The organism is Dyadobacter sp. HNCC25DJ184, assembly GCF_056895215.1.
In genome coordinates this window covers 16767-35702 of the sequence record NZ_JBXHAQ010000020.1, presented here as the reverse complement: position 1 = coordinate 35702, position 18936 = coordinate 16767, and the positions used below count along the sequence as shown (strand labels likewise).

The window sequence follows — 18936 nt, the reverse complement described above, 5'->3', positions numbered from 1 at the left end:
ATCTTATAGCTGCACCATGAACCCAAGGCTTGCATTCGCCTGCGTGAAAAAGAAGTGCTGTGATGCCTTGTCGGCGGCGAAATTCGTGGTGATGATGTTTGGCATATTGATGTACCCGCCTTTTACCTCTCCCTGAATAAAGAAATGTTTGAAAAAAGTAACATTCAAGCCGCCCACTAAACTGAGACCATATCCCGCCACATGCCACTGATCGTTTCTTTGATAGTTCATCAACGTCACATCCGATTTTGGATATAAGAGCCCTGCTCCCACCCCTTCCATTAAATTGATGTCAACATTTTTGATATGAAAGAAATCAGGATTGAACAAATGATCCATTCTCCGCAGCTCGAGATTAAGATAATTTAACCCGTTTGTATGTTCAAATTTCAAAAAATCGGGGGTTAATTTAATTGGCTCGTTGTTGTAATTCTTATCATAATCCGTTCCGGTTCCACCAATATTCCCTGATATATTAACCGTCTGATCCTGCTGCATTACATATTTCATGTGATCAAATCCAAATGAAATACTGTACTTAGGATTGAAATAATATCCAATTCTAAAATTGTACTGCGGAATTGTGATCTTCGACGGATTCAAATATCGCAAGGTAACATGGGTTGGCCTGTCTTTCGCAACAACCCCTTTTAAAACAAATTTGTAATCGTCTCCCTCAAAATGAATATCCGATTTCGTGTAAGCCGATCTGTTCCAGCCCCATGAGACAAATATTTTACCCTTGTTATTAAAACTATATGAATTGGGTCCTGATTGAGAATAGGCAAAAAGAGACCTTATTGCCAAAATGCAAGTAAAAATAAAAATTTTCTTCATTGATAAAAGGGACTGCCTGGACCCAAATCCGAAACCTGAGAGAATCTCAAAATTTCAAATTTGAAGACCTAAGAAATTGAAATTATAACGAGTACGTATACTATACGGTTACAAACCCAAAAGTAGAAAATAAGATTTCCGAGATGAATTAAATTTAAATTAATTCATCTCAAAAGTGAGATATATTATATTATTTCAGGACATAAAAATATTCAGCAGCGATTTATTGCTACATATCTATTTCCATTTTGATATCGGCTCGTTTAAAATTCTGCCCGGTTAATTCTACTTCTCTGAAGCCTAATTTTTTATATAAGTTAATGCCCGTTGCAGATCCCTGGCGATTTGAATATAAGATCACCTTCCTGGCACCCAATCGATTCGCTTCAGTCAACGTTGCCCTTCCCAACAACTCGCCAATCCTTTTTCCGCGCATGGCTTTGGTTACAGCCATCTTACTCAATTCAAATATCCCCTCCCCCGACTTTTTCAAAGCACAGGTTCCTACGGGAATACCGTCATACAAAGCCATCAGTATGGCGCCTCCTTCTTTCAGATAATATTGTTCAGGATCAGAGAGAACTTTTTCGTCCTCTGGCTCTACTTCATATATCTCCGAAATCCATTCAAAATTCAAATCATAAAAAGCCTTTGAAAACGCTGGGCTGTAGTGAACCACCTCTATTTCGTTTGCCAGCTCAGTCTTAGTCAGTTCCATATACCGATCTAAAAATCCTCTCTTATTTAATTGATATTCAGCTTCTTCCAGAGCCATTAAAAGATTGTTCGCATTATCCGCAATCACCTCAACTACCCTTCCGATCCTTTCCCAGACCGGCTCCATTTCTCTTACTAATGTCCGGGCAGTATCCGTCATATCTACCATTCTTTTCCGCTCATCCTTCTCATCTTTATAAGAACGTATAAGTCCCTCCTTTTCCAACTCTCTCAGCAAAACGATTGTGGATGGATGTGAGTAACTGATCTCTTCTGACAATCCATTGATGCTCAACGGGCCTCTTATATGAAGCGTGTAAATGATGGGAAACCATTTTGGCTGAAATTGAATGTTCTGCGACTCATATATCAATGCGCCGTCCTTTCTGAACCGGTCGCTTAATTGTTGCAAACGAGTGGATATCGCCAGTCCACCGGCTTCTTTGAAGATGTTCATATTCGAAGGATTATTTATGTAGTTGACTACGCAAATATATACATAAAAAATATATAAGTAAAAAACACCTCAAGATTTTCGGTCCTGAGGTGCTCGACACGTTTGATTTCTATATTTTATTTGCCTCCTGAAGCCATTTCCAAATAATCTACTGCAAGGCGACTTAGAGAACGCACACCAAGCATCAGACCACTTTCGTCAATGTAAAAATCGGGAGTATGATGAGGTGCGGCCGTTAGTGGATCTTTGCCTTTTCGCATCCCGCCTAAGAAGAAGAAGAAGCCCGGTACTTTTTGCTGGTAATATGAAAAATCTTCCGCCCCAGTTTTGGCGGTCGTCAGTATTACGTTGTCTTTTCCTGCTACTATTTCCAAAGTTGGCAACATTTTTGCGGTCAATGCTTCATTATTAAAGGTAACAGGATACAAAACATCGATTTTTACCTCCGCTTTCGCGCCTGCACTTTCGGCGATGTTGGTCGAAATGTCAGTCACCCGCTTATGAACATACGCATGCATATCTTCATCAAAGGTTCTGATTGTCCCTATCATTTTCACATCTTCCGGGATAATATTCTGTCTTATTCCGCCATGAATGGCTCCAATTGTAACCACAGCCGGCGCTTTTGTGATATCCAGATTTCGGCTCACAATTGTCTGCAATGCTGTCACGATCTGAGAAGATGTAACAATCGGGTCGACACCCGACCAGGGATATGCGCCATGCGTTTGTTTTCCTTTCACATCAATACTAAAGAAATCGACAGCTGCCATAGTAGCGCCCGGCTTATAGGCAATCTTGTTTACCTCCGTTTGTGAATTGATATGAAGGCCAAAAATCGCATCCACTTTCGGGTTTTCAAGCACCCCTTGTTGCACCATCAGCTTTGCGCCACCTTCTTCCCCTGCCGGAGCACCTTCTTCGGCAGGCTGGAAAATAAACTTAACAGTTCCTTTGATATCCGCTTTTGCACTCGCCAATACTTCGGCGACACCCATCAGTATGGCCACATGCGTATCATGCCCACAAGCATGCATCACGCCAGTATTTTGACCATTATACTCCGTTTTAACTGACGATTTGAACGGCACGTCCACCCGCTCTGTCACGGGCAAACCGTCCATATCCGCTCTTAAGGCAACCACAGGCCCAGGTTTTCCACCTTTCAACAGCGCAACGACACCGGTATGCGCTACACCCGTCTGCACTTCCAGTCCCAAACTTTTGAGGTGGGCAGTAATCTTTTCAGCAGTTTTAAACTCCCGATTTCCTAATTCCGGATTCTGGTGAAAATCTCTTCGCCAGCCTACAACTTTGTCTGTTAAAGAAGCCGCCTTGCTTTCAATTTTTTGCTGGATTTGCGCATGACCTTCCATCGCACCCCCAGCAAGAAGTGTGACCAGCACAGTTACAAATACTCTCATAATCTGAAGATAGTTCTTTATTAGTTAAGTACAATTTTAAGGTTATCTTTTTGCCAGTATGGGCACATCCTAAATTAACGTTTCGAGTACCTCTATAATTTAGAATGTTTTTAAACAAGTAGCTTCGTTTACTATACGTTTCGCTTATGTACAAGTTATCAAACATATCGCATACTTTTCTCAAAAGTTAAAAAATCGTTAAAATTAGTGCTACGCTAACAACATATCATTAATAGTGTTGTCAAATTCGCAATTCGCGACCCATTAGAAAAATGGCAAAATCTGCCCATAAAAACAATTAAATTTTTCAAATTGATTAGTTGCACCATAGGATATTTTGAAAATATAGCAACTGACAAGTTGTAATGGTTGAAACAATATTTAATTTTGCGACAAATGTTTTTATAACAAACCTAACTTTCTATTAAAATATGAGGAAGACTCTATTAACTCTCCTTGGGTTTATCATGTTGCTTTCGGCACATGCGTTTGCTCAAGATCAGACCGTGACTGGAAAGGTAAAAGCCGACGACGGGTCGGACCTGCCCGGTGTAAACATCGCCTTGAAAGGTACAACTAAAGGTACTACTACAAGTGCTGATGGCTCCTATTCAATCTCAACACCTCAGGGATCCGTTTTGGTGTTCAGCTTCATCGGATTTCAATCTCAGGAAGTCCCGGTTGGCGGACAAAGTGTAATTGACGTCACACTGAAAAACGACGTAAGCCAGTTGCAGGAAGTTGTTGTAACAGCAATGGGTCAGGAAAGAAAAAGAAACGAACTTGTGTATGCAGCACAACAAGTAAGTGCTGAACAGATTACTCAGGCGCGTGGAACGAACGTAATGAATGCCTTGTCTGGTAAAGTTGCTGGTCTTGATATCAAAACCAATAACACCATGGGAGGCTCAACCAGTACAATCATTCGTGGTTTCAAGTCCATTACAGGTAACAACCAGGCTTTATACGTGATTGACGGTGTACCAATCTCTAATGCCAACACCAACACTACTGACCAACAGACAGGTAGAGCTGGTACTGACTACGGTAATGCAGCTTCGGATATCAACCCCGACAACATCGCTTCAATTAACGTATTGAAAGGTGCTGCTGCAACTGCCCTTTACGGTTCAAGAGCGTCTAACGGTGTGATCATGATCACAACCAAAAGTGGTAAGAAAAACAGCTTCGACGTGACCGTGAACTCAGGCGTTACCTGGGGAAAGATCAATAAAAAGACTTTTGTAAAATATCAGGACCAATATGGTGCTGGTTATGATGGATCAATTACATCCACCGGTGCTGCTCAGTCAAAAGCATTTTATAGAGGAGATTTGGGATCTGGCGAAGGCGATATCGCGTTATTCGATGCAGATGCTTCCTTTGGTGCGAAGTTTGATCCAAACCGAATGGTTTATCAGTGGGATGCTTTGGATCCATTCTCTCCGAATTATCAAAAAATGCGCCCATGGGTAGCTGCTAAAAACGGCCCAGCTTCTTTCTACGAAACAGGGGTTACTTCTAACCAAAGCATTAACATTAGTGGTGGTGGTTCTAACTCAACTTATAAAATTGGTTATGCAAGAAGTGACGAGAAAGGTGTTCTTCCAAATAGCAAATTGGGTAAAAACCTATTCAACTTTTCAGCTTCTTTCGATTTGACAAAAAATCTGACCGTTTCCGGAAACGCTAACTACTCTCAGGTTAAAGGTCTTGGCCGTTACGGAACAGGATATCAGGGTAAAAACCCTAACCAGCAGTTCAGACAATGGTTCCAGACAAATGTTGATCTTGTTGAGCAAAAAGAAGCGTATTTCCGCAACGGACAGGATGTTACATGGAACTGGGGAGACCCTACTGCTCCTATATCGGAAAACGGACCTATCTATTCAGAAAACCCGTATTTCTCCCGATATAAAAATTACTCTAATGACTCACGTGATAACTTCTTCGGATTTACTCAAGTTCATTATAAAATTGCTCCTTGGGTAGACTTCACTGGCCGCTATGCATATAACGGAACTCAGGATATGCAGGAGGAAAGAATAGCAAATGGTAGCGCAGATCCAGCAGAATATAAGAGATTCAACCGTTCGTTCAACGAAACCAACCTTGACCTTTTCTTAAATTTCCGCAAACAAATCACTAAAGACATCAACTTTAGCGGTATGTTGGGAAGTAACATGAGAAGATCAAAATTGACTTCTATCAGAGCAAGCACAAACGGAGGATTGGTTGTACCTAATCTTTTCTCTCTGTCCAATTCATTGAACCCAGTTGAACCTCCGACAGAACAATATCAAAGAATCGGTGTTGACGGTATCTATGGTCAGGCTAACTTTGGATACAAAGAACTTGTAAACGTTGAATTAGCTGCTCGTAATGACAAGTCGACCACGTTACCGTCAGGAACAAATTCTTACTTCTACCCATCTGTTGGTGCAAACTTTGTTCTTTCTGAGCTGAAAGCCCTTCAGTCTAACTGGCTGACGTTGGCAAAAGTTAGTGCTAACTACGCGGAAGTTGGTAATGATGCTCCTTGGGGAAGTGTTAATGACATATATTTCAAACCGACCGCAATTGGTTCGATACCATACTTCTCGTTGCCGACTACAAAGAATAACGCAAATCTTAAGTCGGAAAGAACTAAGAATTTGGAGTTTTCATTGGAAACTGCATTCTTCAATGACCGTGTGGGCTTGACTTTCACACATTACAAATCGAGAACTTTGGATCAAATCCTACCAGTTTCAGTAACTACTGCAACCGGTTACGGGAGAATTTATGTTAACTCGGGTGAAATGCAAAACAAGGGTATAGAGATTTCTGCCTACGTAACACCAATTAAGTTGCAAGATTTCTCATGGACGATGAATGTTAACTTCTCAAGAAATCGTAACAAGGTGATTAGCCTATATGGTGAAGGAGATAGCAGAGTAACCAATATCCAAATCACGAATCTTCAGGCAAGTGTAAGTTTGAACGCCGCAGAAGGACAGCCATACGGTATCCTGAGAGGAACGAACTATGTATATCATGAAGGTACAGGGGAGAAAGTAGTAAAATCTAATGGTATCTATCAGGCTACGGCGAGCTCTGCAGAAATCATTGGTAACCCAAATCCGGATTGGATCGGTGGCTTATCCAACACTATCAAATACAAGTCATTGTCCCTTAACTTCCTGATTGATGTACGTCATGGTGGTGATATTTTCTCCCTTGATCAATATTATGGAGAAGGTACAGGTCTTTATCCTGTAACTGCAGGCCTTAATGAGCTTGGAAAAGACAAGAGAGATCTTGTTGCTAATGGTGGAGGTGTTTTGTGGCCAGGTGTTCAGGCCGACGGTTCTCCTAATACAGTGAGAGCTGAAAACTACGACGGAAATACACACTCTGCCTACGGATACTCCGCTGGCGGCCCTAGAGCAATGTATGTTTACGATGCCAGCTATGTAAAATTGAGAGAGCTCGCTTTAACGTACAGCCTTCCGCAATCAATCATTGGAAAGTTAAAAGCATTTAAAGGTATCGATGTTTCTTTGATCGGTCGTAACCTTTGGATCATCCACAAAAACATGGAGTTTTCTGACCCGGAAGAAGGTCTTAGCTCTGGTACACTAAGTGCTGCCGGCGGATACCAAAGTGGAGCTTATCCAGCGGTGAAGAACTATGGTTTTAATGTGAAATTGAGATTCTAAAAAATAACATGAAAAAAATATCACTTTTAATATTACCTATCATGCTTTTAACAGCATGTGTGGATAGCCTCGACGACTATAACATAGACGAGAAGCAGGCGAGCAGCGTACCTGCAGTGACTCTTTTGAGTAATGCACAAAAGGAGTACGCCGATATAGTGACGACTCCAAGCGTAAATGAGAATAACTTCAGATTGTATGTTCAGCAATGGACTACGACTACCTATCTGGACGAGCCTCGCTACAACATGACTGCGCGGATTATTCCTCAGTCATTTTGGGATGCATTGTATAGAGACGTAATATCTGATGTAAACGAAGCCAAAAGACTGGTAACAGCAGATCAACTTTTGGCAGCTGACGTAAAGGCTAACCAATTGGCCACCTTGGAAATTACCGAGGTAATGGCTTGGGCTAGCTTGGTAAATACATTCGGTGATATACCTTACACTGAGGCTCTGAATGCGAATAATTCGCTTCCGAAATATGACGATGCAAAGACGGTTTATTATGACCTTCTTACTCGCTTGTCGGCTGCGGTTGGTTCAATTAAGCCAGGAGTTGGAGGTTTTGGTAACGGAGACCTTTTTTACAGCGGCGACATGAGCAAATGGAGTAAATTCGGGAATTCCCTGCTCCTCAAAATGGCATTGGTTATTGCAGATACAGACGAAGCCAAAGCAAAGTCTATCGTGGCAGCAGCAGCTGCAAACGTATTTACATCGAATGATGACAACGCTGCCTTCCCATATATTGCTGGTCCACCAAACTACAACCCTGTCGCTCAAAACCTGAACAGTCTTTTCACTGCACGCCAGGATTTCATTCCAGCGTCTACGATCATTGATGTAATGAACGCTGTCAACGACCCACGTCGCCCAGCATTTTTTACGACCATTAATGGCGTATACAAAGGAGGAGAATATGGTTTTACGAACACTTATTCTGCATTCTCGCACCCATCGGATAAAATCATTGATCCAACACTTGAAGGCTTGATCATGGATTATTCGGAAGTTGAGTTTATGTTGGCTGAGGCAGTTGAAAGAGGTTTTATAACAGGTGATGCAAAAGCCCATTATGACGCCGGTGTAACCGCTTCTATCATTTACTGGGGTGGATCTGAGGCCGACGCAACTGCATATTTGGCTCAGCCGACCGTTGCATACGCAACTGCAGGTGCTGACTTCAAAGAGAAAATCGGAAAACAACTTTGGTTAGCTCTTTACAATAGAGGATGGGAATCGTGGATCGCATGGAAAAAACTGGATTATCCGCAAATTAAAGCTCCTGTTGTTACAGGTCTTGATCTGAAGTTGCCGGTACGTTTGATCTACCCGATTGTTGAGCAAAATTTGAACGGCGATAATTACAAACTTGCAGCTACCGCCATTGGTGGTGACTTAGCAACTACTAAACTTTGGTGGGATGTTAAATAATTAACCTCGTCAAGAGAAATAAGAAGCCCCGGATCGAAAGCATTGCTACTCGATCCGGGGCTTTCTGTTTTTAGCCAAATTCTTAATACGGTCACATATTATCTACATGAGGCACATATTCTTGTAGCATTTCTGCAATCCAGATGGATTTAAAACTTCAATATATCGTAAAAACTAATTTGGAATTATCGTATATAATTGGTAACTAAAGACTTAAATACAAATTAATGCCATGTATATCTTAACACATCTTACACATTTCTATGAAAAACAGATTTACTATCTGCCTTATGGCATTTATGATGATTAGCATCATGAGCCATGGGCAAGACGTCACTGTGACTGGAAAAGTCACGGCAGAAGACGGATCTACCCTCCCGGGTGTGAGCATTGCGGTTAAAGGGACGACAACCGGAACCACAACAGATGCTGATGGGAAATATTCCTTGAAGGCACCAACCAGCGGAACGTTATTTTTTAGTTTTATCGGCTTCCAGACACAGGAAATTGTAATCGGAGGTCAGTCAGTCATCAACGTTTCATTGAAAAATGACATCAACCTATTGCAGGAGGTTGTCGTTACTGCTCTAGGAATAAAGCGCGAGTCCAGGGCACTGGGATATTCGGTTGCCAGAGTTGACGGGGCCGAATTAGTTAGAAAAAGTGAGCCGGACCCCTTGAAATCGCTACAGGGAAAAGTTGCGGGTGTGGATATCAGAACGTCGCAGGGAACACCTGGAGCGGCAACAAAAATCAGCATCAGAGGTAATACTTCATTCTTCGGATCAAATGAGCCGTTGATCGTAGTCGATGGGATTCCCTACAACAATACCCAGGTTACTACATCAAGTCAGACTTCAGGTGGTGGAGCGTACTCCAACGGTCTCTCCAGTCTGGATCCAAATGATATCGCAAGCATGAACGTGCTGAAAGGAGCCGCAGCAGCTGCGCTGTATGGCTCAAGAGCTTCAAACGGGGCGATCATCATTACCACCAAGTCGGGAAGCTCTAGCGCCAGTAGAAAAGGCCTTGAAATTACCTACTCGGGTTCCTTTGCAGTTGAAAAAATAGCGAATCTGCCAGATTATCAGAACACCTATGGAACGGGTAGTTCGTTTAATTACGCCAACTCCAATGGTAGCTGGGGGCCAAGATTTGACTCACGTGACTCCATACCGGTATGGCCAAGCTATTTGGAAGCTTTTCCTAATCTTTTTCCGGCGAGCGGAAACATGGCATATGAGGCTGTCCCGAACAATGTAAAGGACCTCTTTAACACCGGACAGGTGTGGGATAATTCAGTTAACGTGGCTGGCGGAAACGGTAAATCTTCTATCAGCGCAACGCTTTCCTTTCTTAAACACTCCGGCTACGTACCTAATTCCAGTTTCAATCGGGGCAGTCTGGGTATGGGTGGAAGTACGAAACTTGAAAACGGCGTAACGGTTGCTGGTAATTTTAGCTATTCCCATACTAATCAGCTCGGCGGTGTTTTTGGGGAAAACCAGGTTGACGGAGCCTCTTCCTCTTTCGCAAGAAACCTTTTCCTTGGCAGAACATGGAATTTGGCAGGCCTTCCATTTGAAGACGTGAATGGAAAACCGATTGGACCTATACCTGCTCAATTTGATAACCCATTCTGGGCGTGGAAACATAATACAGTGGATTCTAAAAACGACCGGGTTACTGGTAATATCAGTCTTGCGTACGATATCACGAAGTGGTTGAGTGCCAGTTATCGGATAGGTATCAATAATTATAACCTGTTCCGCAGAGAGGTGGTAGATCTTTATTCTCGTGGTGCTGGCGGGCTTGGTCAGATTAAGGAACAAAATTACAATAACAAGGAAATTGAATCCATCTTCCTTGTTAATTTCAATCCAGCTCCAATTGGCAAATTTGACCTGAAAGCTTTTGTGGGACACAACGTGAACCATCGTGATAACCGCGACCAGTTGACGACAGGTAACCAAATCGTTGCTCCTGGCATATATACCATCACCAATACGCAGTCACAGGTTGCCGACGATTCCTATTATACTCGCCGTCGGCTTTGGGGTATTTTCGGAGAAGTCAGTGTAGGATATGACGATATCGCCTTTCTTACCCTGACTGGTAGAAATGACTGGTCTTCCACCCTGCCCGTAAATAATAGAAGCTATTTTTATCCAAGTGCTTCGTTGGCTGTCAATGTGTCTAAACTATTCAATATAACCGAGGAAACGGTTTATGGTAAACTGAAAGCCAGTTGGTCGAAAGTTGGACGAGATGCCTCACCTTACTACCTACAGAATACCTATCAGGTTAATACGCCATTCAATGGAGTATCCAGCGCCTCGATCAATCCTTCGGCAGCAAACCCGAATCTTAAGCCTGAATTTACAACCGACCAGGAAATCGGAGCGGAACTATGGGTACTGAAAAGAAGGGTTGGCCTGGATCTGGCTTTATACAAAAGACTTTCAAAAAATCAGATAGCGCCCATCACTCTGCCCGCCTCCAGCGGATTCGCCGAAACCTATGATAACTTCGGTGAGATCTCTAACAAGGGTATTGAAGTTGACTTGAAATTCATCCCTGTACAATTCAAAGAGCTTGAATGGAACTTCCACGTCATATTCACGAAGAACAAAAGTATTGTAGAGAAACTTGATGACAAAGACGAAATCCAGCTCATAGAACTCGCTGCTGTGCTGACAGACATCAAACCAGTAGCCATGAAAGGGCAGCCATATGGCGCACTTTACGGAACCAAGGCCGCGCGGGACGATCAAGGTAATCTGCTTATCAACCCTACTACCGGAGAACTAATCCCCGCATTGGAATCTGGCGTGGTAGGCAATCCAAATCCTGACTACAAAATGGGTTTCAGCACTGGTATTCGGTATAAGGGTTTATCCTTAAACGCTTTGCTTGATTATACCCATGGTGGCGATATGTATTCGGTAACAGTGACCTCACTACTTGGTCGTGGCGTTACAAAGGATACGGAAATCCGCGAGACGAGCTGGGTAATTCCAGGATATTATGGCGATGCGAATACAGCGCAGCCTCTATTGGTTGATGGACAAAAAGTGAGAAACACAACGGCCGTTAGTACCAATGGCTTGTATTTCGGCCAGACATTTGCGATCAATTCAACAACCGATATGCAGATATATGATGCCACTGTATGGACATTGAGGGAAGTCGCTTTAAGCTACGAATTCCCGAAACGCTTCTTTACCAAAACTCCGGTTGGGGGTGTCAACCTTTCTGTCAGTGGTCGTAACCTTTGGTATTTTGCGCCTAATATGCCAAAATACACCAATTTCAATCCGGAGTCGGCAAGTTTTGGTTCTACCAACATATCGGGAATAGAACTCTCGTCTGCCCCCACCACCAAGAGATTTGGAGTTAATCTAAGGGTAAGTTTTTAATTCTACTATAGCTACACTATGAAAAAGATAACAACATACCTCATAGGTATATTACTCATAGCTTCAGGATGTACCAAGGATTTTCTGGATGTGAATGACAACCCAAATGATCCAACCGATATATCTATCGACAAATTGCTTCCAAGTGCAGAACGTGGACTCACAGCCGTAGTGGGTTATACTAACGATGCAAGAGGAGCGCGTGGAATCAGCACTGTTTTATCGGTATATATGCATCAGATCGTAGTCCGCGAAACCCCTGATCAATATGGGGCCACCGGGTCAGAGTTCAATATCAACGGATCATGGGAAGGGATGTACAGTCCTCAGGCTTCTCAAAACTCTCCCGATTTCGTCGGGTGCCTCCAGAACCTCGAAATCATGATCTCCAAGGCCGAAGCTGACAACAATTTGATATATGCAGGAATTGGAAAGATTATCAAGGCATATGCTTTCAGCCTCATGGTAGATATATATGGAGATGTGCCATTCTCGGAAGCCAATAAATTTGCGACAGAGCAGGCCATCAGGTACCCCAAATTCGACACGGGATCAGAAATCTATCCCCAGCTTTTTACACTTCTGGACGAGGGTATAGCAGATATTAACAATACAACAGCAACCAACCTTTTGAAACCTGCAGGTGACGACTTTTTTTACGGAGGAAGCGTCGCTAAATGGGAAAAGGCCGCCAATACAATCAAACTGAAATTGTATAACCAGTTGCGGTTGACAGAAGATGTATCGGCTGATGTACAGGCACTATTGAGTTCAGGAAAGCTGATGAGCGCCACTGCCGACGGATTGATGTTCAATTACGGGCCGTCGTTATCTCCTGATAACCGTAACCCTGCATATGCCGACTATCCGGCTGGACAGAAATCGAATTATATCAGTCCTTGGTTTTATTCCACACTAAAAGGCTACAACACGTCGGTTTTCACCGGAATAGAAGACCCCAGAATCCCATATTACTTTTACAAGCAGGTAGAACCTTCCGAAGCTCCACAAAATACGACTGAATATCGGGACGGCGGGTTTGTATCGATCTATTTTGGGTCAGTGGGAAGAAACCGCGATTGGTCGCAGGACGCGACAATGACGCTTTTAGGTTTATATCCGGCAGGAGGTAAATATGATGATGGTTCAGGAAATCCTGTAACGGCTACGAGTGGAACAGGAGCGGCTCCGCTGAAACTATTGACCTACGCTGATCGGCTATATATTGAGGCAGAGCTGGTCAACGCCGGACTTGCAACGGGAGACGCTTCAGCAGTATTCGCAAAGGCATTAACCGAATCGCTAAATCTTGTCGATTATGTTGTTGGTAAAGCGGGTACAGCCCCTAAACTATTGGGATCTGATGCTGCAACGAAGTATATGGCAAGCATCAACACAGCTTTCAAGGCAGCGACGCCAGCCAAACAACTAGAGATGATCATGACGCAGAAATGGATTACCAGTTTTGGCTTTAGCATTGATCAATACACTGACTATCGCAGAACAGGATATCCGATTTTGTTCAATCCTAATGACCCGAACATGGCTCCCGGAGGTCTTGTCCAGCCACCACTCAATGGTAATTACCTGACGCCCGGCGCGCAACCTGCCGTTCCTGTTCAACTCTCGCGGGACTACCCTGTTTCGTTACCGTGGCCAAACGATGAGCTTCAGGTTAACCCTTCTGCCCCTGCGCAAAAAGTCCCGTCAACTTTCAAAGTATTCTGGGATAACTGAGTTGATCATAAACGATAAAGAAAATCAACATGAAAAATATAAGAATAATATTAGCGCTTATGAGTATGATGTCCGTGCTCGCTACCTCTTGTAGCGAAAACGGAAACGGCAATCTTCCTGAGATTGAGAGAGTTCCGATACCAGTTATAGCACTGGTAGATAACTCAGACATCCTCATTCAGGATCCATCCACGTTTCAGGGGAAGTTCACCATTGATATGTTGTTTAAAGACGATACGGCTCCAAAGCAATTTGATATCGTGGTCACACGAAATGGAGACTACAAGAATCTTCAGGTACTTCAGGCAGGTGTAACAAGCTTTCCAACCAACATTGAGGTCGATGCTGCAAAATTGGGTTCACTTTTCGGTCTTGCGTTAGATGATATCTTACCGGGCGATTACTTTGAAATCGGTGCGACAGTGATAACCCAGAGCGGACTCACAATACCCGCTTTCAGCGATTTGTCCAATCAATTCTCGGCTGATATTGTAAACTTCCCTGGCTCCAGCCTGAGCATCAAATACTCGGTGGTTTGCCCGCTTGATCTGGATGACTTTGTGGGGACATTCAACGTGGACGATCCTGACGTTTTCGAAGGAACCTATCCAGTCGAAATCACTCGTGAAGGTGAGAATATTCTGGTAGTTTCAGGTTTCCTTGGAGATCCCGATGCTTTTATAAAGCTAACTATCAATCCTCAAACCACAGGTGTGGATGTGCCACATCAAGTCTTTACGCCGGAATTATTTGGTTATACTAACGGAGCGGTGGAAGGAGCCGGGGAAATAGTCGCCTGTAATAAAACGATCACCTTGAACCTTGAATACACCGTCGACGAAGGAAGTTTTGGTACGTTTGGTTTGACTATATCGAAATAGTTAAAGAAGAAAATCGAAATATTCTTCCATGTCGTAAAAGGGTCGGTTCTGCCATTGAACCGGCCCTTTTCAGTTATAAAGTCAGTCAGTTTGAATGGCTCTTCAATTATGGGGGACGAAGCTTTTTACCTGTCAACAATGTCGCTAAAAGCACGTCATTGCGCGTTTCATTTTACCGGTAAAATTCGGCCATCCAGAACCCTATGAAAAATATACAAATCTTCCTCTAGATATAAATATATTACAAATTACCTAGAACCACCTCTATTGCAACTTCTGCTATTTATAATCATTATCAACAACTGTTTAGCATATTAAATTTCCAAGATCACCGATGGTTAGTTATTTCAAGCACAACCACTCTGACGTCGCTAATTTTTGTTTAGCTTTTCAATTAATTGACAGATTTTCAAAAAAAAAGGTGTTTTAGTACAATTTTAGAAATATAATTTTATTTTAGAATAATAGGATTGAGTAATATTTTATTTGGTATTCAAGGCTATATGGCAATTTATTTTTTGGAGTATTTCAACAAGACTACTTGTTTTAGAGAAAACAATAATTAGATTTGTATACCAATACCTATGACAAACCTAATTAAAATCTAACGATGAAAATTTCTCTACAATCTAACGGACAAGTCCGACAGTTGAAATTCTCTAATAACACATCCCCTACATGTGCCCGACAGGCATGCTCCTGATGACAAGCTAAAGTTAGCCGGCATCTTTTTTATCATATTGAAATAACCACATTTTTAAGACTTGGCATGTAAGCAAAGTCAGAAGGAAATGTATTTTTTCAGCCGTCGGACTAAAACAATTTAGCAAACATCAATTAAGGAGCTCAAACCAGCTGAATTTTTTAAAGGCTAACCGATTTCTCGTTCAGAAATTTTAGCCAAGTTTTCCATCTACACACTACGACATGTGATTGCGTGGCGGTCTGGGTACCGGGGCGAAACGCATCTCATATTCAGATTATTTTTCCAGTATTAACAGACTTCGGCAGTCGGAGCTGCTTGGGATTACTTTGCCCAAAATCGCATGTCACCATTGATCACCTCCTGGCAAATACCAAGAAAAAATTGTTCAATAACTTAACTAATGAATGTGAATGAAGAAACTCTTACTGTGGAGCATCCTCTGGCTATGCTCCTGCCCGACACTCCTATGGGCCCAGGACAAACAAATTACAGGTAGTGTCACATCGAGCGAAGATGGATCTGTCCTGCCCGGTGTGAACATCCTGATCAAAGGGAGCAACGTGGGGACGGTGACGGACTCAAAAGGAAGCTACACCATTAGTGCACCCTCTGCAACTAGTACTTTGGTATTTTCATTTGTCGGTTTTAAAACAAACGAGATTATAGCAGGCAGCAGGTCTCGTATAGATGTATCGTTAGTCCCTGACTTCAACAACCTTGCGGAGGTTGTAATCACTGGTGCGGGTGGTTTTCAGACCAAAACCAAGTCAATGGGTACAGCCACCTCATTAGTTACAACGGAGGTATTAAATAATGGGAAAGCTGTCAACATCGCCAGTGGTCTTCAGGGAAAAGTAGCTGGTTTACAGATCAGTGGAACCAGTAGCGGCGTAAACCCGGAATATCGTCTGGTATTGCGAGGTCAGCGTTCTTTAACTGGTAATAACCAGGCCCTTGTAGTACTGGACAATGTAATTGTGCCCTCGACAGTTTTGAGCAACCTGAACCCCTCTGATATTGATCAGGTAGTAATCTTGAATGGGTCAGGTGCGGCAGCACTATATGGGTCTCAGGCTTCCAACGGAGCGATGATCGTCACTACCAAAAGAGGTAAAAACGGAAAAACAGAGATTTCGCTTTCTCAGACGGTTGAGGCTCAGCAGGTGGCATTTTTGCCAAAAATCCAGAAGAAATTTGGCGCGGGTGGTACGGGATATGGCATCGATGCGTTCGGCAATCCTACTTACAGCTACCTTGAAAACCAGTCATATGGGCCAGCCTTTGACGGCGTAGTTCGCCCTATCGGTTCACCTTTGGAAGACGGTAGCCAGGATTCTACTGCTTATTCTTACAAAGACGGTCACGACAAGTTCTGGGTAACTGGTATGACCAGCCAAACTAATTTCTCTCTGACCTCTGGTGATGAAAAATCAAGTTTATATGTATCAGGACAATTTGTAAAAACCACTGGAACTACGCCTGGTGATGAATTTACAAGAGGGAATGTTCGGGTGAATGGTTCTAGAAAAATAGGCAAGTATGTAAACGTTGCATATTCCACTTCCTTTGCACCAAACCGTTATGATATCACATCACAAACCGGATCAATCTACGGTAGCATGCTGAACATGCCGTCTAACGTGGATATCACAAAATACAAAAACTGGCAAACTGACAAATTTGCCAACCCGAATGGCTTTTATAACCCGTGGTATGCGAACCCATATTTCACAGCTGACAACAACAGACAAAAAGATCGTAACGACTTTTTGACTGGAAGTATTGAGATAAAAATCACGCCAATCGCTGGCTGGGATATCGTGGCACGTCAGGGGTTGTCGAACAAAAACTATTCGACGAAGAAAACGACCGGCGCATTCACTTATACTGACTATGCTAAAAACACAGAGGCAAGTTCCAAGACCGATATAACTGCTTCTGTATCAGAATCAAGCAACTTTACATCGCAGTCACTGACAGATCTTTTGACTCAATATAGCTTCAAAAAAGGCGCTTTCGATTTCAACATTATCGGTGGTTTGCAGCTGACTCAGAACGAAGCCAAATACATGACAACCAGCATCGGTGGTTTGATCGTAAAAGATTTGTTCAACCTGAGCAACGGTACTGGTTCTCCTACTTATTCTGAAGCGGATTTGAAAACCAGACAGATGGGTGCCTACGGAAAACTGACCGTTGCATATAAGGACTTTTTGTTCCTGAATGCTACCGGAAGAAATGACTGGGATTCAAGATTGGCAAAAGACAACCGCTCTTTCTTCTATCCATCTGTTGACCTTGCATTTGTAGCAAGTGAAGTGATTCCATTGATTCGTGAAAGCAATGCGATCAACTTCTTGAAATTGCGGGCAGGCTGGTCGAAAGTTGGTCAGGTTAACCTTGGGAACAATTCAGATCCTAACAACTTTGGTGCATATCAGCTACTTCCGACATTCTCAAGTAACACGAGCAACGGAAACTCAAACGGATTCCCTTATGGAAGCCTTGCAGGATATTCTTTGAGCAACACATTGGTTTCCAAAAACTTGAAACCAGAGCTTACCACAGGATATGAGGTTGGTTTTGACATGAACATGTTCAATGACCGCATCACTACCAATGTAACCTGGTTCGATACCAAAACCAACGATCAGACAGTTACGACCAGCCTTTCAAATACAACAGGTTTCAGCTCATTGCTCACCAACGTAGGACAAACGCAAAGCAAAGGTTTGGAAGCCACTTTGCATTTCACACCTATCAGAGCAAACGACTGGGAGGTCACGGTTGGTGGAAATTACACCTACCTGAACAATACGGTTAACTCGATTTCGGCGGATTTGACGACCTTATACCTGGCGACAGAAGGGACTGGTAACTCTGCTGCTGTTGCAGGAAAAGCATTCCCTGTACTTATGGGGTATGACTACGTGAGAGATCCTCAAGGTCGTGTGATTGTCAATGCAACAAGCGGTTTACCAACTCAATCAGCAACGGTATCTGTGCTTGGAAATGCCACCCCAAAACACCGTCTCGGTTTTGATGCCGCGGCCAGCTACAAAGGACTCCATTTCTCTGCATTGTTCGAATACCGTGCCGGATACAAGATATTTAACGGTATCGGAACAGAACTTGACTGGTCTGGAACAGGATACCGTACTGCCGTATATGATCGCAAAAGCTTTGTGTTTCCAAACTCGGTATATCAAAATTCCGACGGAGAATATATTGAAAACAAAGACGTTACGATTGCCAATGGTAATGGAAATAACGGATTCTGGTCTGACGGGATCAACCGTAATGTGACCTCGAACTACATCACTTCAGGAAACTTTGTAAAGCTTAGAGAGATATCCCTGACCTATTCCTTGCCGAAGCATTTGTTCCAATCAACAAGCTTCATCAAAGATGTAACGATCGGCGTTCACGGTCGTAACCTGTTCCTCTGGATGACGAAAGACAATCTTTATACCGATCCTGAATATAGCTCGGCCGGGGCTGGAAACAATGGCGGCGGGTTGAACAGCTTGAACCAAACTCCACCATCACGTTACTACGGAGGTTCTTTATCATTCAAGTTTTAAGACTGACTGAATTCAGAGATCATCAAAAACATTT

9 protein-coding genes are annotated in these 18936 nt (G+C 43.0%); 6 read left to right on the top strand and 3 right to left on the bottom strand.

Features of this window, described 5'->3' with window-relative positions:
• Positions 1 to 3: 3 nt before the first annotated feature.
• From AC1XUD_RS23915 to AC1XUD_RS23905, 3 genes are all read right to left on the bottom strand, one after another.
• Positions 4 to 837 (bottom strand): hypothetical protein, encoded by an 834-nt coding sequence (locus AC1XUD_RS23915; protein ID WP_483363560.1) that lies wholly within the window; start codon positions 835 to 837, stop codon positions 4 to 6.
• A gap of 229 nt (positions 838 to 1066) precedes the next feature.
• Complete coding sequence (locus AC1XUD_RS23910) at positions 1067 to 2011, bottom strand: bifunctional helix-turn-helix transcriptional regulator/GNAT family N-acetyltransferase (RefSeq protein ID WP_483363559.1); 945 nt, start codon at positions 2009 to 2011, stop codon at positions 1067 to 1069.
• Positions 2012 to 2127: 116 nt separating this feature from the next.
• Complete coding sequence (locus AC1XUD_RS23905) at positions 2128 to 3387, bottom strand: amidohydrolase (protein WP_483363619.1); 1260 nt, start codon at positions 3385 to 3387, stop codon at positions 2128 to 2130.
• 479 nt (positions 3388 to 3866) lie between these two features.
• Here AC1XUD_RS23905 and AC1XUD_RS23900 point away from each other — a divergent pair, with 479 nt between their 5' ends.
• The 6 genes from AC1XUD_RS23900 (at position 3867) to AC1XUD_RS23875 (ending at position 18902) form a co-directional block, all read left to right on the top strand.
• Complete coding sequence (locus AC1XUD_RS23900) at positions 3867 to 7136, top strand: SusC/RagA family TonB-linked outer membrane protein (protein WP_483363558.1); 3270 nt, start codon at positions 3867 to 3869, stop codon at positions 7134 to 7136.
• Positions 7137 to 7144: 8 nt separating this feature from the next.
• A complete protein-coding gene (locus AC1XUD_RS23895) occupies positions 7145 to 8575 on the top strand; it encodes a SusD/RagB family nutrient-binding outer membrane lipoprotein (RefSeq protein WP_483363557.1) in 1431 nt (476 codons plus the stop codon).
• Positions 8576 to 8838: 263 nt separating this feature from the next.
• The gene (locus AC1XUD_RS23890; RefSeq protein ID WP_483363556.1) at positions 8839 to 11994 is read left to right on the top strand and encodes a SusC/RagA family TonB-linked outer membrane protein; all 3156 of its coding nucleotides are present in this window, start codon (positions 8839 to 8841) and stop codon (positions 11992 to 11994) included.
• Positions 11995 to 12012: 18 nt separating this feature from the next.
• A complete protein-coding gene (locus tag AC1XUD_RS23885) occupies positions 12013 to 13731 on the top strand; it encodes a SusD/RagB family nutrient-binding outer membrane lipoprotein (protein WP_483363555.1) in 1719 nt (572 codons plus the stop codon).
• A gap of 29 nt (positions 13732 to 13760) precedes the next feature.
• Complete coding sequence (locus AC1XUD_RS23880; RefSeq protein ID WP_483363554.1) at positions 13761 to 14612, top strand: hypothetical protein; 852 nt, start codon at positions 13761 to 13763, stop codon at positions 14610 to 14612.
• 1116 nt (positions 14613 to 15728) lie between these two features.
• Positions 15729 to 18902: a SusC/RagA family TonB-linked outer membrane protein gene (locus AC1XUD_RS23875; protein ID WP_483363553.1), complete on the top strand. Its 3174-nt coding sequence runs from the start codon at positions 15729 to 15731 to the stop codon at positions 18900 to 18902.
• Positions 18903 to 18936 lie beyond the last annotated feature (34 nt).